This window comes from Hydrogenophaga sp. OTU3427 (assembly GCF_038440225.1).
In the GTDB taxonomy this organism is placed as follows: Bacteria; Pseudomonadota; Gammaproteobacteria; order Burkholderiales; family Burkholderiaceae_C; genus Hydrogenophaga.
The window spans coordinates 125,349-146,473 of sequence record NZ_JASATI010000008.1; the positions used below are offsets into that span (position 1 = coordinate 125,349).

Annotated in this window: 16 protein-coding genes and 3 riboswitches; of the genes, 10 read left to right on the top strand and 6 right to left on the bottom strand. The window is 68.0% G+C overall.

Going from position 1 to position 21,125, the window contains the following annotated elements; translation table 11 throughout:
• Positions 1-106: 106 nt before the first annotated feature.
• Positions 107-1,093, bottom strand: coding sequence for a S49 family peptidase (locus AAHB17_RS07310; protein WP_342129874.1), 987 nt, complete (start codon positions 1,091-1,093; stop codon positions 107-109).
• A 27-nt stretch (positions 1,094-1,120) separates the two neighbouring features.
• A complete protein-coding gene (locus tag AAHB17_RS07315) occupies positions 1,121-1,513 on the bottom strand; it encodes a Rieske (2Fe-2S) protein (RefSeq protein ID WP_342129891.1) in 393 nt (130 codons plus the stop codon).
• Between the two features lie 81 nt (positions 1,514-1,594).
• Between AAHB17_RS07315 and AAHB17_RS07320 the strand changes: the two genes are divergently transcribed.
• Both AAHB17_RS07320 and bktB read left to right on the top strand, forming a co-directional pair.
• Positions 1,595-2,176: a histidine phosphatase family protein gene (locus tag AAHB17_RS07320; protein ID WP_342129875.1), complete on the top strand. Its 582-nt coding sequence runs from the start codon at positions 1,595-1,597 to the stop codon at positions 2,174-2,176.
• Positions 2,177-2,289: 113 nt separating this feature from the next.
• On the top strand, positions 2,290-3,474 hold the full coding sequence (bktB, locus tag AAHB17_RS07325) for a beta-ketothiolase BktB (protein WP_342129876.1): 1,185 nt from the start codon (positions 2,290-2,292) through the stop codon (positions 3,472-3,474).
• Positions 3,475-3,585: 111 nt separating this feature from the next.
• Here the strand turns inward: bktB and AAHB17_RS07330 are convergent, their stop codons facing one another.
• Entirely contained in the window at positions 3,586-4,035 is a 450-nt protein-coding gene (locus AAHB17_RS07330; protein WP_342129877.1) for an OsmC family protein, read from the bottom strand.
• 500 nt (positions 4,036-4,535) lie between these two features.
• Here AAHB17_RS07330 and AAHB17_RS07335 point away from each other — a divergent pair, with 500 nt between their 5' ends.
• Positions 4,536-5,189, top strand: a complete 654-nt coding sequence (locus tag AAHB17_RS07335) for an IS1595 family transposase (RefSeq protein ID WP_342129878.1) — start codon at positions 4,536-4,538, stop codon at positions 5,187-5,189.
• Between the two features lie 48 nt (positions 5,190-5,237).
• Here AAHB17_RS07335 and AAHB17_RS07340 read toward each other — a convergent pair whose 3' ends face one another.
• Together AAHB17_RS07340 and AAHB17_RS07345 are read right to left on the bottom strand one after the other, a co-directional pair.
• Complete coding sequence (locus tag AAHB17_RS07340) at positions 5,238-6,149, bottom strand: LysR family transcriptional regulator (protein ID WP_342129879.1); 912 nt, start codon at positions 6,147-6,149, stop codon at positions 5,238-5,240.
• 186 nt (positions 6,150-6,335) lie between these two features.
• Positions 6,336-7,022, bottom strand: coding sequence for a TetR/AcrR family transcriptional regulator (locus tag AAHB17_RS07345; protein WP_342129880.1), 687 nt, complete (start codon positions 7,020-7,022; stop codon positions 6,336-6,338).
• A gap of 48 nt (positions 7,023-7,070) precedes the next feature.
• Between AAHB17_RS07345 and AAHB17_RS07350 the strand changes: the two genes are divergently transcribed.
• A complete protein-coding gene (locus AAHB17_RS07350; RefSeq protein ID WP_342129881.1) occupies positions 7,071-8,717 on the top strand; it encodes an acyl-CoA dehydrogenase family protein in 1,647 nt (548 codons plus the stop codon).
• A gap of 20 nt (positions 8,718-8,737) precedes the next feature.
• Here AAHB17_RS07350 and AAHB17_RS07355 read toward each other — a convergent pair whose 3' ends face one another.
• Positions 8,738-11,149: a putative bifunctional diguanylate cyclase/phosphodiesterase gene (locus tag AAHB17_RS07355; RefSeq protein WP_342129882.1), complete on the bottom strand. Its 2,412-nt coding sequence runs from the start codon at positions 11,147-11,149 to the stop codon at positions 8,738-8,740.
• Between the two features lie 87 nt (positions 11,150-11,236).
• Positions 11,237-11,340: riboswitch (glycine riboswitch) on the top strand.
• A gap of 9 nt (positions 11,341-11,349) precedes the next feature.
• A riboswitch (glycine riboswitch) is annotated at positions 11,350-11,458 on the top strand.
• Positions 11,459-11,501: 43 nt separating this feature from the next.
• Between AAHB17_RS07355 and gcvT the strand changes: the two genes are divergently transcribed.
• From gcvT to AAHB17_RS07385, 6 genes are all read left to right on the top strand, one after another.
• Positions 11,502-12,623, top strand: coding sequence for a glycine cleavage system aminomethyltransferase GcvT (gene gcvT / locus AAHB17_RS07360; RefSeq protein WP_342129883.1), 1,122 nt, complete (start codon positions 11,502-11,504; stop codon positions 12,621-12,623).
• A gap of 31 nt (positions 12,624-12,654) precedes the next feature.
• Positions 12,655-13,026, top strand: a complete 372-nt coding sequence (gcvH, locus tag AAHB17_RS07365) for a glycine cleavage system protein GcvH (RefSeq protein ID WP_342129884.1) — start codon at positions 12,655-12,657, stop codon at positions 13,024-13,026.
• Positions 13,027-13,093: 67 nt separating this feature from the next.
• Entirely contained in the window at positions 13,094-16,027 is a 2,934-nt protein-coding gene (gene gcvP, locus AAHB17_RS07370) for an aminomethyl-transferring glycine dehydrogenase (protein WP_342129885.1), read from the top strand.
• A 22-nt stretch (positions 16,028-16,049) separates the two neighbouring features.
• A riboswitch (glycine riboswitch) is annotated at positions 16,050-16,148 on the top strand.
• Positions 16,149-16,317: 169 nt separating this feature from the next.
• Complete coding sequence (locus tag AAHB17_RS07375) at positions 16,318-17,571, top strand: D-amino acid dehydrogenase (protein ID WP_342129886.1); 1,254 nt, start codon at positions 16,318-16,320, stop codon at positions 17,569-17,571.
• A 16-nt stretch (positions 17,572-17,587) separates the two neighbouring features.
• Entirely contained in the window at positions 17,588-18,976 is a 1,389-nt protein-coding gene (locus AAHB17_RS07380; protein ID WP_342129887.1) for an L-serine ammonia-lyase, read from the top strand.
• A gap of 126 nt (positions 18,977-19,102) precedes the next feature.
• Positions 19,103-21,019, top strand: a complete 1,917-nt coding sequence (locus tag AAHB17_RS07385) for a B12-binding domain-containing radical SAM protein (RefSeq protein ID WP_342129888.1) — start codon at positions 19,103-19,105, stop codon at positions 21,017-21,019.
• Positions 21,020-21,125: the final 106 nt, after the last annotated feature.

Consider the following 21,125-nt stretch of genomic DNA (forward strand, 5'->3'; position numbering starts at 1 on the left):
ACCTCGCCGCAGCGTTGTTACGGCTTCATTGTGGCAGCAGCTTGGCGATTTGTCAGAGGGTGTGAAACGAATGCCCGGCCAGTGTGACGGGGCATCCCGGCGCCGGTCAGCGAACCGACCAGCGCAGGCGGTGCATGGCGTGCACCGCGCCTTCGCCCATGCTGGCGCCAAAACGCCGCACCAGGCGCGAGGCCACGTTCTCGCGGTGGGTGTAGTCGACGATGTCCTCGGCCTTCACCACGTCGCGAGCCACGTGGTCCAGGCTGCCGAAATCGTCGGCCAGGCCCAGGGCCACGGCCTTTTCACCGCTCCAAACCAGGCCGCTGAACATCTCGGGCGTTTCCTTGAGGCGCTCGCCGCGCCCCTTCTTGACCACCTGGATGAACTGCTGGTGGATTTCCGTCAGCATGGACTGAGCGTAGGCGCGCTGCACCTCGCTCTGCGGGCTGAACGGGTCGAGGAAGCCCTTGTTCTCGCCCGCCGTGAGCAGCCGGCGCTCCACGCCCAGCTTGTCCATCAAGCCGGTGAAACCGAAGCCATCCATGAGCACACCGATGCTGCCCACCATGCTGGCCTTGTCGACGTAGATCTTGTCGGCCGCCGCGGCGATGTAGTAGGCCGCCGAGGCGCAGGTTTCCTGCACCACCACGTAGACCGGCTTCTTGTGCAGCGCCTTCAGGCGCAGGATCTCGTCGTTGATGATGCCGGCCTGCACCGGGCTGCCCCCGGGCGAATTGATCTGCAGCACCACGGCCTGGGAGCCACTGTCCTCGAAAGCCTGACGCATGGCGCTGACGATGGGGTCGGCGCCGGCTTCGGTGCCCACCGCGATCTCGCCCTGGATCTCAACCAGCGCGGTGTGGGGTGAGCTGGTGGTCGGGCTGCTGGGCGAATGGGCGAACAAGGCCCAGGCCACGGCCGCCAGGAAACCCAGCCACAGCAGCCGCAGCGTGACCCGCCAGCGCCGCGCGGCGCGTTGTTCGGTCAGCTGGGCCGTCAGCAGCCGCTCCAGCGCGGCACGCTCCCAGCCGGGATCGGGGGCCGGCGTGGCGGGCTGAGGGATGGCATCGGTCACTCGGTTGTCGTCTTCCATGGGGCGGTTCAATAAGCACCAGTTCGCTCAAAACAGCACTGGCTTGAGGTGGTATTGTGACCGCCAGAACACCACACCCTCGTGTTCGGTGGTTTCGATCTTGAACAGCCCTCCCCGCCCCGGCCCGCCGACGCAGTGCCCGGTGTCGGGTCGGAACATGGCGCCATGGGCCGCGCAAACGATGTAATGGCCGGTGAGGTCAAAAAAACGGTCGGGCTGCCAGTCCATCTCCATGGCCACATGGCTGCAGCGGTTCAGGTAGGCGTGCACCTGGCCTTGGTAGCGCACCGCGAAGGCACGACAGGTCTGGCCCGCGTAATTGACATCAAAGGAGCACGCCCGGCCACTGTCGAGCAGTTCGCTGGCCTGGCAGAGCGGGTGCCATTCGCCTTCGGCAGAGGCGGTGTCGTCGGTGTGCATGTCCTTGGGGCAGCAGGGTTGGGCCGCCATCTCCACAATTGAGGTCTCCATTCTGAGGGACTTCCACGAGGCACCCCGTCCATGCCCCCGATTCACCCCACCCGTCGGCGCGCCCTGCTGCGCGCCGCTGGCGCCTTGGCACTGGGACGCGCAGCCCTGGCGCAGACACCCGACACCGTTTTCTGGGCCGCCGCGAAACAGCCCGGCACGGTGCTGCTGATGCGCCACGCCCAGACCGAGCCCGGCATCGGTGACCCACCCGGCTTGCGGCTCGGCGACTGCAGCAGCCAGCGCAACCTCAGCGAGGCCGGTCGCATCCAGGCGCGGGCGGTGGGCGAACGTTTCGCGGCACACGCGGTGGCCGTGGCCGAGGTGCGCACCAGCGCCTGGTGCCGTTGCGTGGACACCGCGCAACTGGCTTTTGGCCGGGTCCAGGTCTGGTCACCGCTGAACTCCTTCTTCAACGGCCAGGGCGACGGCGAAAGCGGCGCCACCGCGGTGCTGGCGGCGGCCCGCAGCTGGCGCGGCCCCGGACCGCTGGTGCTGGTCACCCACCAAGTCAACATCAGCCGCTACACGGGCGAATTCACCGCCATGGGCGAGTTGCTGGCGGTGCGGCATGAGGGCGGAAGGTTGCGGTTGCTGGCCCGCCTCCCGGCCTGACGGAAGGTGAGGCGGGCGGCGGCGTCAGGCTAGCATCAGCCCATTGGCTAAGATGGCGGGCTGAGCCGGCGGGCCTACGCCGGCCTGTTCCATCCATCCCGCAGGAGATATTCATGAGCCGAGAAGTCGTCGTCGTCAGCGCAGTGCGCACCGCCATTGGCACCTTTGGTGGCAGCCTGAAAGACATTCCCCCGACCGAGCTGGGCGCCACCGTGGTGCGCGAGTCGCTGGCGCGTGCCGGCGTCGAGGGCAAGGACGTCGGCCACGTCGTCTTCGGCCACGTGGTCAACACCGAACCCAAGGACATGTACCTGTCGCGCGTGGCAGCCATCAACGGCGGCTGCGCCGAAGGCACGCCCGCCTTCAACGTCAACCGCCTGTGTGGCTCGGGCCTGCAGGCCATCGTCTCGGCCAGCCAGAGCATCCTGCTCGGCGACACCGACATCGCCATCGGCGGCGGCGCCGAGAACATGAGCCGCGCGCCCTTCGCCAGCCTGAACATGCGCTGGGGCTCGCGCATGGGCGACACCAAGATGGTGGACATGATGATCGGCGCCCTGCACGACCCCTTCCACACCATCCACATGGGTGTGACGGCCGAAAACGTGGCCGCCAAGTACGGCATCACCCGCGAGATGCAGGACGCCCTGGCCGTGGAAAGCCACAACCGCGCGCAGCGCGCGACCGAGGCCGGACTGTTCAAGGACCAGATCGTGCCCATCATGCTCAAGAGCAAGAAGGGCGACGTGGCCTACGCCACCGACGAGCACTTCCGCCCCAACTGCACGCTGGACGACATGGCCAAGCTCAAGCCCGTGTTCGTCAAGGAAAACGGCACGGTGACGGCCGGCAACGCCTCGGGCATCAACGACGCCGCCGCGGCCGTGGTGCTGATGGAGGCCGGCGCGGCCAAGGCCCGTGGCGCCAAGCCCCTGGCGCGCCTGGTGGGCTACGCCCACACCGGCCTGGACCCCAAGATCATGGGCGTGGGCCCGATCTCGGCCACCCAGGCGGTGCTCAAGCGCACCGGGCTGTCGGTGAACGACCTGGACGTGATCGAGGCCAACGAGGCCTTTGCCGCCCAGGCCTGTGCGGTGACCAAGGAGCTGGGCCTGGACCCGGCCAAGGTCAACCCCAACGGCTCGGGCATCTCGCTGGGCCACCCCATCGGCGCCACCGGCGCGCTGATCACCGTCAAGGCGCTGTACGAGTTGCAGCGCATCGAGGGCCGCTACGCGCTGGTGACCATGTGCATCGGCGGCGGCCAGGGCATCGCGGCGATTTTCGAGCGGATTTAAGGTCCCCCGCGCCGCCTACGGCGTCACACCCCAAGGCGCGATGCCGACCGACTGGCAAAGCCAGATCGGTGGCACCCCCGGTGGGTCCACCGCCTTGGCGGAAGCTGCCGATCAGGCTTCGACCAGGTCGAAGCCGGTGGTGATCTCGGCCGTTTTGCCGAGCATGATGCTGGCGGAGCAGTACTTTTCGTGGCTCATGGCGATCGCGCGTTCCACCGCGCTGGCGGGAATGCCCTTGCCGGTGACGGTGAACTGCATGTGGATCTTGGTGAACACCTTGGGCTCGGTGGCGGCGCGTTCGCTGCTGAGTTGCACGCTGCAGCCGCGCACGTCGTGCCGGCCACGCTTGAGGATCAGCACCACGTCGTAGGCGGTGCAGCCACCGGTGCCTGCCAACAGCAATTCCATGGGACGCGCGGCCAGGTTGGCGCCGCCGTTCTCGGGCTTGGCAGCGTCGGGGGCCCCGTCCATGTTGATCACATGGCCGGTGCCGGTTTCGGCCACAAAGCCCATGCTCGAACGGGTGCCGGCGTGTCCGGTCCAGGTGACGGTGCAATCCATGGAGAGCCTTCTCTAAAAATATTCGGGTAAACCCGCGAAATTCTGTTGCGACGCAGCATTATTTGGCTATACTAGCGGCATTGTATGCAAGGCTCCGGTGCTCACCGAACCAAGCATCTCCCTGCTGCCAGCCAGCAGACTTCAGTTGTCTCCTCTGCCCTCAACGGGGTGGATTCAAACCCGGACCGCAATGTCCGGGTTTTTTTTGCTCTTTTCGCATTTGGTGGTGACAGGCTCAGGCCATGAGCCGGCTGTCCTGCATCGTGACCAAGGTACGGCAACAAGCCGGAAGCACCCTGGCTAAGCGCGATGCGCAAACAAGACTGAAACCGATGGGTGGAGCGCCTGCGGGGATTCAGCCCGAGGCAGCACCAGACGTTGATGGCGCAGTTGCACACGCCCGATGAGCGCCGACAGGTGCAGGAACATGACCGCGCGTGCGATGCCCCCATCGGCTGCCTTCACTACGACAGCGTCACAAGTGACTGGCGCAAGCCCGGGTGCTCGACGAAGGGCAGAGCGTGCATCAGGCGGCCGAGCGTCTGCAGGTGGCTCCCAGCACGGCAATCCGCTGGCGCCACCGCTTTCTGCGCCTGGCCCAGCAGGCCAAGTCGGCACTGCTCAGCGGCATCGCCGAAGCCAATGAAACTTTCCTTCTGCGTTCGGCCAAGGGTCAACTCGTGAGCGGACGTGCACCCCGGCACCGGGGTGGCCACGCCAGCGCCCGAGGCACATGCGATGACCACGTACCTGCGCTGGTGGTCCGAGACCGCTTAGGCGGCTGCGCCGACTTCATTCCGGGCCGCAGCAGCAAGCGCAAAATCCTGGCCGCACTCGCTCCGGTACTGGCCCCGGACGCGGTGCTATGCATCGATGGCAGCTCGGCCATGGCCGGTGCGGCCTGCGTGATGGGCATCGAGCACCCCGCCCCGAACATGACCACGGGCTCGCGCGTGCGGGGTGCTTGGCATATCCAGAACGCCAACGTCTACCACGCGCGCCTCAAGGGCTGGATGCGCCGCTTTCGAGGCATCGCCATCAGCTACCTGCACCACGACCTTGGTGGTTTGCGCGCCGTTGAGCGATGCGCCCCAGCCCCACTCCCCGCCACGCAACGTCTCAACCTTTCCCTCGGCAGATTTGCACATCCATAAGCAACGAGCAAAGAGCTATTTTTGGATGGGGCGCGCTCGGTCAGCGGTTCAGTCAATATCCGACAGCAGGCTCGTCGCCAGGGGGCGCACGATCTCCAGCATCTGCTGCAAGGCTTCCCAGCGGTCTTCGAGTGTGACGATGCACTGCTTGGATTCCAGTGGCAAGCCGGTCAGCACCGGCAGCTCCACCAGCTGGCCGCTGGCCAGATCACCGTTGGCCGGCGCGCGCACGCCGATATAAACCGCGTCGGTGTGGCGCGCCACGTCCAACAGCACACCCACATCCTCGCAGCGCATGGCTGTCCCCCGATCGGGATGGGCGTCCGGCCCGAAGGCGCTGACCAGCCGGTGGACAATTTCCGGCCCCACGGTGGTGGACACGGACGGAAACTCCAGCAGATCCGTGAACGACACGCCCTGCCGGCCCACCAGCGGGTGCCCCGGCCGGCACACCGCCGCCACCTTGAGCGCGGCGATGTGTTCGATGTGCAGGTCCTTGGCGTCCAGAAAGGCACTGTGCTCGCCGATCACGATGTCCAGCTGCCGAGCACGCAACTCCAGCAGCTGGGATACCGGCAGCGCGCTGGACAGGTAGAGCGAAATGCCCGGGTGCGCCCGGATCATGTGGTGGGTCAGCGGCCGGATCAAAATGGCGCTGGCGGTGGGTCCCAGGCCCAGCGCCAACGAACCGCGCCGGCCTTCGGCGCAGTCCTTGGTGCCGGTTTTCAGCGCTTCCACCTCGCGCAGCACCCGCCGCGCATGGGCCAACACGGTCTCGCCCAGCGGCGTGGGCTGGCAATGGCGGCTCTGCCGGTCCAGCAGGGGGCCCCCCATCTCGTCTTCCAGGCTCTGGATGCTGCGGCTCAAGGCCGACTGTGTCAGATGCAGTTCCTCGGCCGAACGGCTGAAGGAGCCGGTGCGAGCGACAGTCAGCAAATGCTTGAGCTGGCGAATTTCCATGGCGGAGGGTATGAGTGGACTGCAAGCGATTGTGACGCAATCCGCATTGGACGGTCCCCACAGGCAGCTCTAACATTCGGCCCGGCGGACGGCGCAACGATTGTCGATCCAGACATGGAACCCACCCGGTGAAACCACATCAGGGGCACATCGCGTGCCCGGGGAGGCTGATGGGGCACCGGGTGGTCATTCCTTGCACGGTACCGCGTTGGCCGGGAACAGGCAGCAGGTCCGTGCCAACTGCCCGATGTCGGCACGCAACTGAGCCCAGTCCACCCTCGCCCCCTGCGTGAGCAACGCCTGTGAGGTGCTGCCGTAAGCCAAGACATGCAGCATGCGCGCCACCCTGGGCAGCCGCTCAGGTGGTGGCGGGTCGGCGGCCAGGGCCAGTGCCTCGGCCCAGGCCGCCACATAGCGGCGGTAGTTCTTGCGGTAGGCCTCGGCGTCGGTGATCTGGCGTTCAAGCAGGAACAGCGCCGCCCAGGCCCGGGCATCGGCGTGCAGGGCGTCAAACTGCTGGTCCAGCACCGCGTCAACCAGTTCCGCCAGGGGGCGGCCGCGGCAGGCCGTGGCCACCTCCAGCAGCCCCTGTCCCAGGCGCTTGACGCGCAGGTGGATGGTCAACGCCGCCAGCGCCTGCTTGCTGCCCACATAGTCGTAGAAGGTGCCTATGCCCACGCCGGCCACGCCGGCCAGCTCGCGCACCGTCATCGCCTCGAAGCCGCGCTCCAGCAAAACCCGAACAAAGGCCTCCTGCAGGGCCTGAGAACTGGCCAGCGCGCGCGACTGCGTGGGCCGCCGCCTCGGGGCCTGCGATGTGCCTTTGCCTCCCCCCGGCAAGGCCCCGGAAATCCGAACACGCGCAGCGCCCATGGCTCCTACACTTTGAGATGCAATCAGTTGCGACACGGAGACATTAGCATGGCCTGGGAAACACACGAGGTCAGCAACCAGTTCGACGAACTGAGTGGCTACAACCTGTTCGACACCGACGCGGCGCTGCAGGAAGCCGTGTTGCGCCACGGCGGCCACCAGGCCCTGGCGCAACTGAGCGACTATGGCCGGCGCATGGGCACGACCGACAGCTACGCCCTGGCCGACCTGGCCAACCGCCACACGCCCGAGCTCAAGACCTTCGATGCCCGCGGCCGCCGCATCGACCGCGTGGACTTCCACCCCGCCTGGCACGAGCTGCTGGCGCGCTACCGTGGCGCGGGCTTGATCTCGGCGCCCTTGCGCGACACGGCGCCCGGGCGCTGGGCGGCGTGGTCGGCCGGGTTCTACCAGCACGCACAGATCGAGGCCGGCACCCTGTGCCCGTCCACCATGACGCTGGGCGCCATCCCGCTGCTACAGCGCGAACCCGAGCTGTGGGCGCAGCTGGGCGACAAACTCTACAGCGACGCCTACGATGCCGCCGACCGGCCCATCGAACGGAAGCAGTCCATCTACATCGGCATGGGCATGACCGAAAAGCAGGGCGGATCGGACGTGCGCGCCAACCAGACCACGGCCACCCCGGTGGGCCCGGGCGGGCGTGGCGCCGAATACCTGTTGCGTGGCCACAAATGGTTCTTCTCGGCACCCATGTGCGACGCCCACCTGGTGGTGGCGCGCACGCCCGAGGACGGCCTGGCCTGCTTCTTCGTGCCGCGCTGGCGGCCCGATGGCAGCAAGAACGCCATCCACATCCAGCGCCTGAAGAACAAGGTCGGCAACAGGAGCAACTCCAGCAGCGAGGTGGAGTTCCACGACGCCTGGGGCCTGCTCATGGGCGAGCCCGGCCGCGGCATCCCGACCATCATCGAGATGGCCACCTACACGCGGCTGACCTGCGTACTGGGCAGCGCCGCCATGATGCGCCAGGCCCTGGTGCAGGGCATCGCCTACACCCGTCAGCGCCGCGCCTTCGGCAACGTGCTGGCCGAGCAGCCCATGATGCGGGCGGTGCTGGCCGACATGGCGCTGGAGAGCGAGGCCGCGCTCGCCCTGGGCATGCACCTGGCCGAAGCCTATGAACACGACACCCCGCTGTCGCAGGCCTGGCACCGGCTCATGACCCCAGCCGCCAAGTTCTGGGTCTGCAAGCGCGCGGTCGAACTCACGGGCGAGGCCATGGAGGTGTTCGGCGGCAACGGCTACGTGGAAGAAGGCATCATGGGCCGTCTGTTCCGCGAGGCTCCGGTCAACTCCATCTGGGAAGGCTCGGGCAACGTGATGTGCCTGGACGTGATGCGGGGCATCGCCCGCCAGCCCGAGCACGCCCGCCTGCTGCTGGCCGACCTGATGGACATGGCGGCGGGCGAGGCGCGGCTGAAGCAGGAGGCGCTGGCACTGGCGCAGTTGCTGCAGACCCCGCCAGCCGAACTCGAAGGACTGGGCCGGCAGTTCACCACGCGGCTCACCGTGCTGGCACAGGCCTGTCTGCTGCGGCGGGGAGCCCCGGCCTTCGTGACCGATGCCTTCATCGCCACCCGCTTCGATGCCCACTGGGGCCAGGTGAGCGGCATGCTCAACCCGCAGGCGATGGATGTCGACCGTCTGCTGGCGCGCGCCCTGCCGGTCTGAGCGCGTATCCGCCGCCGCATTCAGCCGGCCTGCGCCGGAAGGGTGCTTGCGGCATGCTTGGACAGGAAGGTGGTCATGGCGGCCGCGTCCATGGGGCGCGCGAAGCCATATCCCTGGATCTGGTCACAGCCCAGCCGGCGCAAGGTGTCGATCTGCTCGGCGGTTTCCGCCCCTTCGGCCAGCACCTTGAAACCCAGGCCATGCCCCATCTGCACCATGGCCGCCAGCAGGGTTTCGGCCTGCGCCGACTGCGTGAGTTCGCGCACGAACAGCTGGTCGATCTTGAGCTTGTCCAACCGCAGCTGGCGCAGGTAGGCAAAACTGGAATAGCCGCTGCCGAAGTCGTCGAGCGCGAGCTGGGTGTACAAAGCCTCGATGCGCTCGAGCTGCGCCAGCACCAGCGGGGCGTCGGTGATCAGGGCCGATTCGGTGATCTCCAGCTCCAGGCAATGGGCCGGCAGCCCCGACGCCAGCAGGCAGCACTGGATCAGCTCGTCGACGTGGCCCCGGATGAATTGCAAGGCCGACACGTTGACCGCCACCAGCAGGTCGGCGTGGCCCGCGCGGTGCCACAGGGCGGCCTGGCGGCAGGCCTCCTGCATGACCCATTCGCCCAGCGGGACGATCAGCCCGCTCTGCTCCGCCACCGCGATGAATCGACCGGGGTGGATCAGGCCCTCCACCGGATGCAACCACCGCACCAGCGCCTCCACCCCCACCACGCGGCCGGTGGCCACCTCGAGCTGGGGCTGGTAATGCAACACCAGCTCGCCCCCGTCGATGGCCCGGCGCAGGCCTTCGCGCACCTTCTGGTATTCCTCGGCCGCCACGTTGAGCCGCTCGGTGAAGAAACGGCAGGTGTTGCGGCCGCTGCGCTTGGCCTCGTACATGGCCACGTCGGCGCACTTGAACAAGGTCTCGAAGTCCTCGCCATCCGAGGGATAGACCGCCACCCCCACCGAAATCGACGACGACAGCTCGTGGCCCTGGACATCCACACGTTCACTGCCGATGTGCAGCAGCTTGGTGCAGACCCCCGCCACCTGCCCCGGTTCCTGCACCTCGTGCAGCAGGACCAGGAACTCGTCGCCGCCCAGGCGGCTGATCACGTCGATGCTGCGCACGCCCGCGCGCAGGCGCTGGGCCAGGTTGGTCAGGAATTCGTCGCCCGTGGTGTGGCCCAGCGCGTCGTTGATGGCCTTGAACCCGTCCAGGTCCAGCAGCACCAGGGCCAGGCCATACCCGTGGCGCCGGGCCTGCTGGCGCATGTGCTCGAACTGCACCTGGGCCATGCGCCGGTTGGGCAGGTCGGTCAGCGCGTCGTGGTAGGCCAGGTGGGCCACGCGTTCCTCATAAAGACGCCGATCGGACACCAGCTCGTTGAACTGGGTGATCATCTCCCCGATTTCGTCGGCCGGCCCCGCCAGCGGCAACGGGCCCAGCGGCAATTCGCCCTTGCGCATGCGCGCCATGTCGCGGCTCGCCCGTTCCAGCGGGCGCAACTGGCGCGACACCATGCGCCACAGCACCAGCAAGCACAGCGCCGTGACCGCCAGGGCCAGCACCAGGAAACTGTTGCGCAGGCGGCGCACCGGCCCAAAGGCCTCGTGGGTCGGCACGACACCAATCACCATCCAGTCGGGAAAATCGGGCACCGCGCGCGCGACGGAGAGGACTTCCTCACCCTTGAGCGAACGACCGATGGCCAGGCCCTCGAAGCCTGTCAGGCGCCGGTCGATGTTGGCGTTGATGCCTGGCGGCGGCAGGTTCTCCAGCAGGCGGTTGGTGTCGGACGAGGAAATGATCATGCGGGCGCTGCGCGAGACCACCAGGACATAGCCCTTGGAGCTCAGGTGCATGGCCTGCAGGCCGTTGAACAGCGCACGGTCGGTGAGCTGGCTGATGCCACCGACCATGGCCACGTGCGCGCCCCGCTCGTCCAGCAGCGGGACGTAGATGGGGAAAATGGGCTTGTGGGAAAAGGTGCCGAGGTAAGGCTGGCCGACGAACACCCGTGGCTGGCTGGCGGCCGCGACCGACTGCTTGTTGTTGCCCGCGTAACCGCCCAGGCGGCCCGGCTGCACCGGCGGCATCTCCGCCACCACGCGCATGTCCCGCAGACGCACCACGCCGCCACCCAGCGAGAACAGATCGGCCGGAAAAGGCTGCAGCGCCAGCGCCCGGCGCAAGGTCTCGGGTTGCTCGACCGCATCTGCCGGCAAGCTGTCCGTCAGGCGCTGCAGCACTTCGACACGCACATGCAGGCCCTGGGCCAACCCGTCGGCCACAAACGCCACCGTGTCTGACAGTTGGGCACCCACCAGCTGTTCCGTGTCCTCGCGCAGCACCTTGAGGAACAGCAGCAGCATCACCAGCGTGCTGAACAACACGCTGAGTGAGACAGCCAGCAGGATCCTGCTCTTCAAGCCCATGCGGTTTCCCAAAGTGGTGCCACGGATTCGACCATCTCGGCCCACTGTACCAACAAAGCCCGATCGCCGGGCGGTATGCCGCTACAATGCCACCCGTCAGGAGAGCGCTTCCCCCGAGGAAGCCGCCGAAGGCGCAGGAGGCTTGCCCAATCAAGCCCTGAACGCTCAGGCAAAAGGACTGGCAGACGCCCGGCAACGGGCGATTCCCCCCTGGAGAGAGGCCCACCCGGACACCGGGAGGCCCACCGAAGGAGCAAGCGCGGCATCGCCCGCGTGAATCTCTCAGGTAAAGCGGACAGTGGGGCTGGTGCACGGCGCAAGCCGTGTATGGCCCCGCTATGGATGTCCGCCCATGACCGACGACCTGCTCCGCACACCGCTGCACGATCTGCACACCGAACTCGGCGCCCGCCTGGTGCCCTTTGCCGGCTACCACATGCCGGTGCAGTACAAGCCCGGCCTGATGGCCGAACACCTCCACACCCGCCAGGCCGCCGGCCTATTCGACGTGTCGCACATGGGCCAGATGCGCCTGGTCGGGCCCGGCGCCGCGGCCGCCTTCGAGCGCCTGATGCCGGTCGACGTGATCGACCTCGGCGCACACAGGCAGCGCTACGGCCTGCTGCTCAATGACCAGGGCGGCATCATCGACGACCTGATGTTCGTCAACCGGGGCCGCGACATCTTCGTGATCGTCAACGGCGCCTGCAAACACGGCGACCTGGCGCACATACAAGCCCAGATCGGCAGCCTTTGCACCATCGAACACCAGTTCGACCGTGCCCTGCTCGCCCTGCAAGGCCCCCAGGCCGTGACCGCGCTGGCCCGCGTGCTGCCCGGCGTGGAGAAACTGGTCTTCATGACCGGCGCCGATGTCAGCTGGCGCGGCGCCGATCTCTACGTCACCCGCAGCGGCTACACCGGCGAGGACGGCTTCGAGATCTCGGTGCCCGCCGCCCAGGCCGAGGCCCTGGCCCGCGCCCTGCTGGCCCAGCCCGAGGTCATGCCCGTCGGCCTGGGCGCGCGCAACTCGCTGCGCCTGGAAGCCGGCCTGTGCCTGTACGGCAACGACATCGACACCACCACCACGCCGGTGGAAGCGGCGCTGAACTGGGCCATGCAGAAAGTGCGCCGCAGGGGCGGCGCGCGCGCGGGTGGCTTCATCGGCGCCACCCGGGTGTTGGCGCAGCTGGACGGCACCGAAGCGCTGACCCGCAAACGCGTGGGCCTGGTGGCCCTGGAGCGTGTGCCGGTGCGTGAACACACCGCGTTGCAGAACCTGGCCGGCGAAACCATCGGCGAAGTCAGCAGCGGCCTGCTCGGCCCCAGCGTCGACAAGCCCGTGGCCATGGGCTACGTGGGGGCAGAATATGCCGCCGTGGGCACCCGCGTGAACGCCATCGTGCGTGGCAAGGCCGTGCCCATGGAAATCAGCACCCTGCCCTTCCTGCCGCCGCGCTACCACCGCGGCTGAACCCCTTTTATCGTTTCCAACGGAGAACCCCATGACCAAGCAATACACCGAAGACCACGAATGGGTCGAAGCCGAGGGCGGCATCGCCATCGTTGGCATCACCCACCACGCGCAGGACGCGCTGGGCGACGTGGTGTTCGTCGACCTGCCCGAGGTCGGCAAGACCTTCGCGCAGAAGGACGTGGCCGGCGTGGTCGAGTCGGTCAAGGCCGCCGCCGACGTCTACATGCCGCTGAGCGGCGAGATCGTGGAAGTCAACGAGGCCCTGCGCGCCGACCCCTCGCTGGCCAACAGCGACCCGCTGGGCGCCGGCTGGTTCTTCAAGGTCAAGCTGTCCGACGCCGGCCAGCTGGATGGCCTGATGACCGAGACCAGCTACGCCGACCTCGTGGCCAAGGGCTGATCCAGAGCCGTCGGTGAGCGGCGTTGCCCCGCGCAGCGCCGCTTGCCGACTGTTCTGGAGCCCCCCCATGCTGATGCCCGCCACCCCGCCGCTCGAAGCCCTCGAAAACCCCAGCGAGTTCACCGCCCGCCACATCGGCGTCTCGCCCGAGGACGAGGCCATGATGTTGTCCGTCATCGGCGAGGCCTCGCGCCGCGCGCTGATCGAAAGCATCGTGCCGCGCTCCATCGCGCGCGCCACCGCCATGCGGCTGCCGGCCGCCGTCACCGAAGCCGCGGCGCTGGCCGAACTCAAGGCCATCGCGCAACAGAACCAGGTCTTCAAGAGCTTCATTGGCCAGGGCTACTACGGCACCCACACACCGGGCGTGATCCTGCGCAACATCCTGGAAAACCCCGCCTGGTACACCGCCTACACGCCCTACCAGGCCGAGATTTCGCAAGGCCGCATGGAGGCCTTGGTCAACTTCCAGACCATGATCACCGACCTCACCGGCATGGCCATCGCCAACGCCTCCATGCTCGACGAGGCCACCGCCGCCGCCGAGGCCATGACGCTGGCGCGTCGCTCGGTCAAGGCCAAGGGCAGCGTGATCGTGGTGGCGGGCGACTGCCACGCACAGACCATCGAGGTCGTCCAGACCCGCGCCCGGCCGCTGGGCCTGAGCGTGAAGCTGGTCAACTCCGCACATGAGTGGGCCGAGGCCCTGGCCGGCGATGACTATTTCGCCGTGCTGGCCCAGTACCCGTCCACCAGTGGCCGCATCGACGACCTGCGCGCCAGCGTGGCCACGGTGCACGGCAAGCAGGCCGCCTTCATCGTCGCCGCCGACCTGCTGGCGCTCACCCTGCTGGTGCCGCCGGGCGAGTTCGACGCCGACATCGTGGTCGGCACCACCCAGCGACTGGGCATGCCCATGGGCGCGGGCGGCCCCCACGCCGCCTACATGGCCTGCCGCGACGAATTCAAGCGGTCCCTGCCCGGGCGCCTGGTGGGCGTGAGCGTGGACGTGCACGGCAACCCGGCCTACCGCCTGGCGCTGCAGACCCGCGAGCAACACATCCGCCGAGAGAAGGCCACCAGCAACATCTGCACCGCCCAGGTGCTGCCGGCCGTGGTGGCCAGCATGTACGCGGTCTACCACGGGCCGGCCGGACTCAAACGCATCGCGCAGCGCGTGGCCGCCTACACCGCCGTGCTGGCGCAAGGTCTCAAATCACTGGGCCACAGCCTGACCAGCGACAGCGCCTTCGACACCCTGACGGTGAAACTGCCCGACGACGACGCCGCGCAGGCGGTGGCCGCCCGGGCCCGCGCACAGCGCGCCAACCTGCGCGTGAGCTGGGGCCAGTACGTCTCCATGTCGCTGGACGAAACCACCACGCGCGCCGACATCGAGCTGCTGTGGTCGGTGTTCGCCGCCGCAGGCCAGGCCCTGCCCCGGATGGCCGATTTCGAAGCCGGCGTGGAATCGCTGATCCCCGCCAGCCTGCGCCGCGCCAGCGCCTTCCTCACCCACCCGGTCTTCAACAGCCACCACAGCGAGACCGGCATGCTGCGCTACATCCGTGCGCTGAGCGACAAGGACCTGGCGCTGGACCGCAGCATGATCCCGCTGGGCTCCTGCACCATGAAGCTCAACGCCACCAGCGAGATGATTCCCATCACCTGGCCCGAGTTCGCGGGTGTCCACCCCTTCGCACCGACCGATCAGCTCAAGGGCTACCAGCAACTCGACGAGCAGCTGCGCGCCTGGCTGTGCGAGGCCACGGGCTACAAGGGCATCAGCCTGCAGCCCAACGCCGGCTCGCAGGGCGAATACGCCGGCCTGCTGGCCATCCAGGCCTGGCACGCCTCGCGCGGCGAGAGCCACCGCAAGGTCTGCCTGATCCCCAGCAGCGCCCACGGCACCAACCCGGCCAGCGCCCAGATGGTGGGCCTGCAGGTGGTGGTGACGCAGTGCGACGCCAACGGCAACGTCGACATCGAGGACCTGCGCGCGGCCTGCGAGAAGCACAGCGCCAACCTTTCCTGCGTGATGATCACCTACCCCAGCACCCACGGTGTGTTCGAGACCCGCGTGAAAGAGCTGTGTGAGATCGTCCATGCCCACGGCGGCCGCGTCTACGTGGACGGCGCCAACATGAACGCCCTGGTGGGCGTGGCCGCGCCCGGTGAGTTCGGAGGCGACGTGAGCCACCTCAACCTGCACAAGACCTTCTGCATCCCCCACGGCGGCGGCGGCCCCGGCGTCGGTCCGGTCTGTGTGGTGGAAGACCTCGTGCCCTTCCTGCCCGGCCACCGTGCCGGTGCCGAACCGGCCGGCGTGTGTGGCACGCCCGCCGACGAAGGCACGCGCGTGGGCGCCGTGTCCGCCGCGCCGCTGGGCAACGCGGCCGTGCTGCCGATTTCGTGGATGTACATCCGCATGATGGGCGCCGAGGGCCTGCAGCACGCCACCGAGGCCGCCATCCTGAGCGCCAACTACATCAGCCAGCGGCTGGCCGATCACTACCCCACGCTGTACGCGAGCGAAAACGGCCATGTGGCCCACGAGTGCATCCTGGACCTGCGTGGCCTGAAGGACAGCAGCGGTGTCATGGCCGAAGACGTGGCCAAGCGCCTGATGGACTACGGCTTCCACGCACCGACGCTGAGCTTCCCGGTGGCCAACACCCTGATGGTGGAGCCGACCGAAAGCGAGACGCTGGAGGAGCTGGACCGTTTCATCGACGCCATGATCGCCATCCGCGCGGAAATCCGGCAGGTGGAGGACGGTGTCTGGCCGCAGGACAACAACCCGCTCAAGAACGCCCCCCACACCGCCGACAGCCTGCTGGTGGCCGAGTGGACGCGGCCCTACCCGCGCGACGTGGGCGCGGCCAGCGCATCGAGCCGTGCACACGCCAAGTACTGGCCGCCGGTGGGCCGCATCGACAACGTCTACGGCGACCGCAACCTGTTCTGCAGCTGCGTGCCGGTGGACGCCTACGCCGACTGATTTTTTCCGACCCGCAAGGGTCAACGCAGGATCGGGAGAGACCGCGCACCCACACGGGTGACGCGGCGCCGAAGGAGCAACCGCCCCGGAAACTCTCAGGCCAAAGGACCGATCAGGCGCACAAAACTCTGAAGAGCGGCCGGGATTCGTCCCCCGGCCCACCGCAGGAGCAAGCCAGGGCCTTGAGGCCGGGTGAATCTCTCAGGTCACAAACAGAGGGGGTCATGGGCCACACGTGGTGTGTGGGCCGTGCCTTCCTTTGTTTGACGGCTTTGAAAGCGAGATTTTCCATGGCACAACTCATCGTCATCGGCGGCGGCATCACCGGCGTCACCAGCGCCTACGCCTTGGCCCGCCAGGGCCACCAGGTCACCCTGATCGAAAAACACCGCTACGCAGGCATGGAAACCAGCCACGCCAATGGCGGCCAGCTCTCGGCCTCCAACGCCGAGGTCTGGACCCACCCGTCCACCCTGGTCAAAGGCCTGAAGTGGATGCTCAAGGCCGACGCGCCGCTCCTGCTCAACCCCAAACCCAGCTGGCACAAACTGTCCTGGTTCGCCGAATTCGTCGCCGCCATCCCCAAGTACCGAGACAACACGGTGGCCACCACGCGCCTGGCCATCGCCGCGCGCGAGCACCTGTTCGGCTGGGCACAGGCCGAGGGCATCGATTTCGACCTCAAGCAGCAGGGCATCCTGCACATCTACCGCGACAAGGCCGGTTTCGAGCACGCGGGCGAGGTGTCCAAGCTGCTGGCCGAAGGCGGCCTGCCACGCCGCGCCGTCACCCCCGACGAGATGCGCGCCATCGAACCCACGCTGGCGGGCAGCTACTTTGGCGGCTACTACACCGAAAGCGACAGCACCGGCGACATCCACAAGTTCACCCACGGCCTGAGCCTGGCCTGCGAACGCCTGGGCGTGAAGCTGCTGACGGGCCAGACCGTGGCGCGCGTGCAGAGCAGCGGCGAGACGGCCCAGGTCACGCTGGCCGGCGGCGAGGTGGTGCACGGTGATGCGGTGGTGGTGTGTGCCGGCGTGCACAGCCGCGCGCTGGCCGCCCAGCTCGGCGACCGCCTCAACGTCTACCCGGTCAAGGGCTACTCCATCACCGTGATGATGGGCGATGCCCAGAGCCAGGCCGCGGCGCCGCAGGTGAGCCTGCTCGACGACGAAACCAAGCTGGTCACCAGCCGCCTCGGGGCCGACCGCTTCCGCGTCGCCGGCACGGCCGAGTTCAACGGCTTCAACCTCGACATCCGCGCCGACCGCATCCGCCCGCTGGTGGACTGGGTCAACCGCTGCTTCCCCGGCGTGAGCACCCGCCGCGTGGAACCCTGGGCCGGCCTGCGCCCCATGATGCCCGACATGCTGCCGCGCGTGGGTGCGGGCCGCCGCGCCAACGTGTTCTACAACACCGGCCACGGCCACCTGGGCTGGACGCTGTCGGCCATCACGGCGCACCAGCTCACCGATCACGTGGCACAGTGGGAGGCCAACCGGCGCCCGACCCGCGTCGTGCTGCCCGCCCCTGCTGTCTGACACCCACGGAGCCCCCATGGCCATCTCCGCCTTCGACCTCTTCAAGATCGGCATCGGCCCCAGCAGCTCGCACACCGTGGGGCCCATGCGGGCGGCGCGGCTGTTCGTGCTGGGCTTGCAAACGCAAGAACTGCTGGCGCGGGTGGCCCGGCTGCACTGCGGGCTGCACGGCTCGCTGGGCGCCACCGGCAAGGGCCACGGCAGCGACAAGGCGGTGCTGTTGGGTCTGTGTGGGCTGGAGCCGGAGACGGTGCCCATCGAGGCGGTGGCGTCGACCATCGCCACCATCCGGCAGGACAGTCGCATCACCCTGCTGGGCCAGCACGAGATCGCCTGGAACGAACGCGAGGACCTGTCCTTCTTCCGCCAGCCCCTGCCCTTCCACGCCAACGGCATGCGCCTGCAGGCCTGGGACGCGGCGGGCGGGCTGCTCGCCGAGCGGGTCTACTACTCGGTGGGCGGCGGCTTTGTGATCAGCGAAGCCGTGGCGGCCGATGGCAGTCGCCAGAAAAGCATCGCGCCCGACACCACCGCCCTGCCGATTCCCTTCCGTTCGGGCGACGAGTTGCTGCAACGCTGCCGCGAGCACGGCCTGTCCATCGCCGGCGTGATGCGCGCCAACGAAGCCCATTGGCGCAGCGACAGCGACGTGCGCGACGGTCTGCTGCAAATCTGGCAGGTGATGCAGGCCTGTGTCGTGCGCGGCTGCCAGACCGAAGGGGTGCTGCCGGGCGGCTTCAAGGTCAAACGCCGCGCGCCGCAGCTGTTCCAGGATTTGGTGTCGAATCCTGAAAAAGCCCTGATGGACCCGCTGCAGGTGCTCGACTGGGTCAACCTCTACGCCCTGGCGGTCAACGAGGAAAACGCCGCCGGTGGCCGCGTGGTCACCGCGCCCACCAACGGCGCGGCCGGCATCGTGCCGGCGGTGCTGCACTACTACCGGCGGTTTGTGCCGGGTGCGACCGACGAGGGCGTGGTCGACTTCCTGCTGACGGCCGCCGCCATCGGCATCCTCTACAAGGAAAACGCCAGCATCAGCGGCGCCGAGGTGGGCTGCCAGGGCGAGGTCGGCGTGGCCTGCTCCATGGCGGCCGCGGCGCTGTGTGCGGTCATGGGCGGTACCCCCGAGCAGGTGGAGAACGCCGCCGAGATCGGCATGGAACACCACCTGGGCCTGACCTGCGACCCGGTGGGCGGCCTGGTGCAGATCCCCTGCATCGAGCGCAACGCCATCGCCTCGGTCAAGGCCATCAACGCCGCCCGCATGGCGCTGCGTGGCGACGGCACCCACTTCGTCAGCCTGGACAAGGTCATCAAGACCATGCGCGAGACCGGCGCCGACATGAAGACCAAGTACAAGGAAACCGCGCGCGGCGGCCTGGCCGTCAATATTGTGGAGTGTTGACCCCCCCCGTGCCGCCTGCGGCGTGCCTTGCAGGCCGCAGCACAGCCAGAGGCTGCGCTTCTTCGGGCTGTACGGGTGGATCGCTGCTGGGCTAAGCTTGCGACTTCGCTTTCTCCCCACGCGCGCATGACCACCGATTTCCGCGTGCTGAGCCTCATCCCACCGATGACGCAGCTCAACACGCCCTACCCGTCCACCGCCTACCTCACCGGATTTCTGCGTTCGCGCGGCATCGGTGCGGTGCAGGAAGACCTGGCGCTGGCCCTGGTGCTGAAGCTGTTCACGCCCACCGGGCTGGATGCCGTGCGCGATCGGGCGCTGGCCGTGCCGGAGGCCGAGCGCTCGGCCAGCGTGTTCGCATTCCTGGACCAATTCGCCCAGCACCGCGCCACCATCAACCCCGCCATCGCCTACCTGCAAGGGCGCGACTCGACACTGGCCCACCGCATTGCCGCGCGCGGCCTGCTGCCCGAAGGCCCGCGTTTTGCCGCGCTGGACGCCTACATCGACGACGGCAGCGGCGACCCGCTGGCCTGGGCCTTTGGCGCCCTGGGCGTGCAGGACAAGGCGCGCCACCTGTGCACCCTCTACCTCAACGACCTGGCCGACGTGCTGCGCGACGCGGTGGACGAACGCTTCGAGTTCGTGCGCTACGCCGAATCACTGGCCGCCAGCCAGCCCAGCTTCGCCCCCCTGGCCCAGGCGTTGGCCGCGCCCCCCACGCTGGTGGACGACCTGCTGCGCGAGCTGACCCTCGCCGCCGTCAAGAAACATCGGCCACAACTGGTGCTGCTGTCCGTGCCCTTCCCCGGTTCGGTCTACGCGGCCTTTCGCATCGCCCAGGCCATCAAGGCCCACGACCCTTCCATCGCCATCGCCCTGGGCGGCGGCTTCGTCAACACCGAACTGCGCGAGCTGTCCGACCCGCGTGTGTTCGACTTTGTCGACCACGTGACGCTGGACGCGGGCGAGCGCCCGGTGCTCTCGCTGATCGAACACCTGCGGGGCCAGCGCGGGCGCCAGCGCCTGCAGCGCACCTTCTTGCGCAACACCGACGGCGCGGTGCAGTACGTGAACCTGGCCGAGCCCGAGATCCCCTTCGAGGACGTGGGCACGCCCACCTGGGACGGCCTGCCGCTGGACCGCTACCTGAGCCTGCTGGACATGCTCAACCCCATGCACCGCCTGTGGAGCGACGGGCGATGGAACAAGCTCACCGTGGCCCACGGCTGCTACTGGAAGAAGTGCAGCTTCTGCGATGTGAGCCTGGACTACATCGGCCGCTACGAGACCGCCACCGCCGGCAAGCTGGCCGACCGCATCCAGCAGATCGTGGAAGAGACCGGCCAGACCGGCTTTCACTTCGTCGACGAAGCCGCGCCGCCCAAGGCCTTGAAAGCCCTGGCCCAGGAGCTGATCCGGCGCGACCTCCAGATCTCGTGGTGGGGCAACATCCGCTTCGAGAAAACCTTCACGCCCGACCTGGCCGAGCTGCTCGCGCAAAGCGGCTGCATCGCCATGAGCGGCGGCCTGGAAGTGGCCAGCGACCGGCTGCTCACCCTGATGAAAAAAGGCGTGTCGGTCGAGCAGGTGGCGCGGGTGACCAAGGGCTTTTCAGACGCCGGCATCCTGGTCCATGCCTACCTGATGTACGGCTTTCCCACGCAGACGCTGCAGGACACGGTGGACGCGCTCGAGTACGTGCGCCAACTGTTCGAGAACGGCTGCATACAGAGCGGCTTTTTCCACCGCTTCGCCTGCACCGTGCACTCCCCCGTGGGCCTGGACCCGGCGGCCTTCGGCATCGAGTTGATCCCGCTGCCGCCGGTGAGCTTTGCCAAGAACGACATCGGCTTCATCGACCCCACCGGCACCGACCACGATGCCTTGGGCCAGGGCCTGCGCAAGGCCATCTACAACTACATGCACGGCCTGTGCGTCGAGGACGACGTGCGCCGCTGGTTCGAGCACCTGCCGCACAAGGTGCCCAAGCCGACAGTGAAGCGGCACCACATCAGCCGGGCCTTGTCGCAAGCGCACTGAGCGGCCCTTGCCGCTCGGCCATCAGGCCGTCCAGCCCAGGCGCTGGGCACGGCCCGCCGTGTCCGTCCCGATCCGGAAGGCGGCCACGGCCTGCACCAGTTCGCCC

What these genes read in the sequence shown, in the direction of transcription:
- AAHB17_RS07310 (WP_342129874.1), bottom strand. Translation starts at nt 1,093, where the DNA reads ATGGAAGACGACAACCGAGTGACCGATGCCATCCCTCAGCCCGCCACG.
- AAHB17_RS07315 (WP_342129891.1), bottom strand. Translation starts at nt 1,513, where the DNA reads ATGCACACCGACGACACCGCCTCTGCCGAAGGCGAATGGCACCCGCTC.
- AAHB17_RS07320 (WP_342129875.1), top strand. Translation starts at nt 1,595, where the DNA reads ATGCCCCCGATTCACCCCACCCGTCGGCGCGCCCTGCTGCGCGCCGCT.
- bktB (WP_342129876.1), top strand. Translation starts at nt 2,290, where the DNA reads ATGAGCCGAGAAGTCGTCGTCGTCAGCGCAGTGCGCACCGCCATTGGC.
- AAHB17_RS07330 (WP_342129877.1), bottom strand. Translation starts at nt 4,035, where the DNA reads ATGGATTGCACCGTCACCTGGACCGGACACGCCGGCACCCGTTCGAGC.
- AAHB17_RS07340 (WP_342129879.1), bottom strand. Translation starts at nt 6,149, where the DNA reads ATGGAAATTCGCCAGCTCAAGCATTTGCTGACTGTCGCTCGCACCGGC.
- AAHB17_RS07345 (WP_342129880.1), bottom strand. Translation starts at nt 7,022, where the DNA reads ATGGGCGCTGCGCGTGTTCGGATTTCCGGGGCCTTGCCGGGGGGAGGC.
- AAHB17_RS07350 (WP_342129881.1), top strand. Translation starts at nt 7,071, where the DNA reads ATGGCCTGGGAAACACACGAGGTCAGCAACCAGTTCGACGAACTGAGT.
- AAHB17_RS07355 (WP_342129882.1), bottom strand. Translation starts at nt 11,149, where the DNA reads ATGGGCTTGAAGAGCAGGATCCTGCTGGCTGTCTCACTCAGCGTGTTG.
- gcvT (WP_342129883.1), top strand. Translation starts at nt 11,502, where the DNA reads ATGACCGACGACCTGCTCCGCACACCGCTGCACGATCTGCACACCGAA.
- gcvH (WP_342129884.1), top strand. Translation starts at nt 12,655, where the DNA reads ATGACCAAGCAATACACCGAAGACCACGAATGGGTCGAAGCCGAGGGC.
- gcvP (WP_342129885.1), top strand. Translation starts at nt 13,094, where the DNA reads ATGCTGATGCCCGCCACCCCGCCGCTCGAAGCCCTCGAAAACCCCAGC.
- AAHB17_RS07375 (WP_342129886.1), top strand. Translation starts at nt 16,318, where the DNA reads ATGGCACAACTCATCGTCATCGGCGGCGGCATCACCGGCGTCACCAGC.
- AAHB17_RS07380 (WP_342129887.1), top strand. Translation starts at nt 17,588, where the DNA reads ATGGCCATCTCCGCCTTCGACCTCTTCAAGATCGGCATCGGCCCCAGC.
- AAHB17_RS07385 (WP_342129888.1), top strand. Translation starts at nt 19,103, where the DNA reads ATGACCACCGATTTCCGCGTGCTGAGCCTCATCCCACCGATGACGCAG.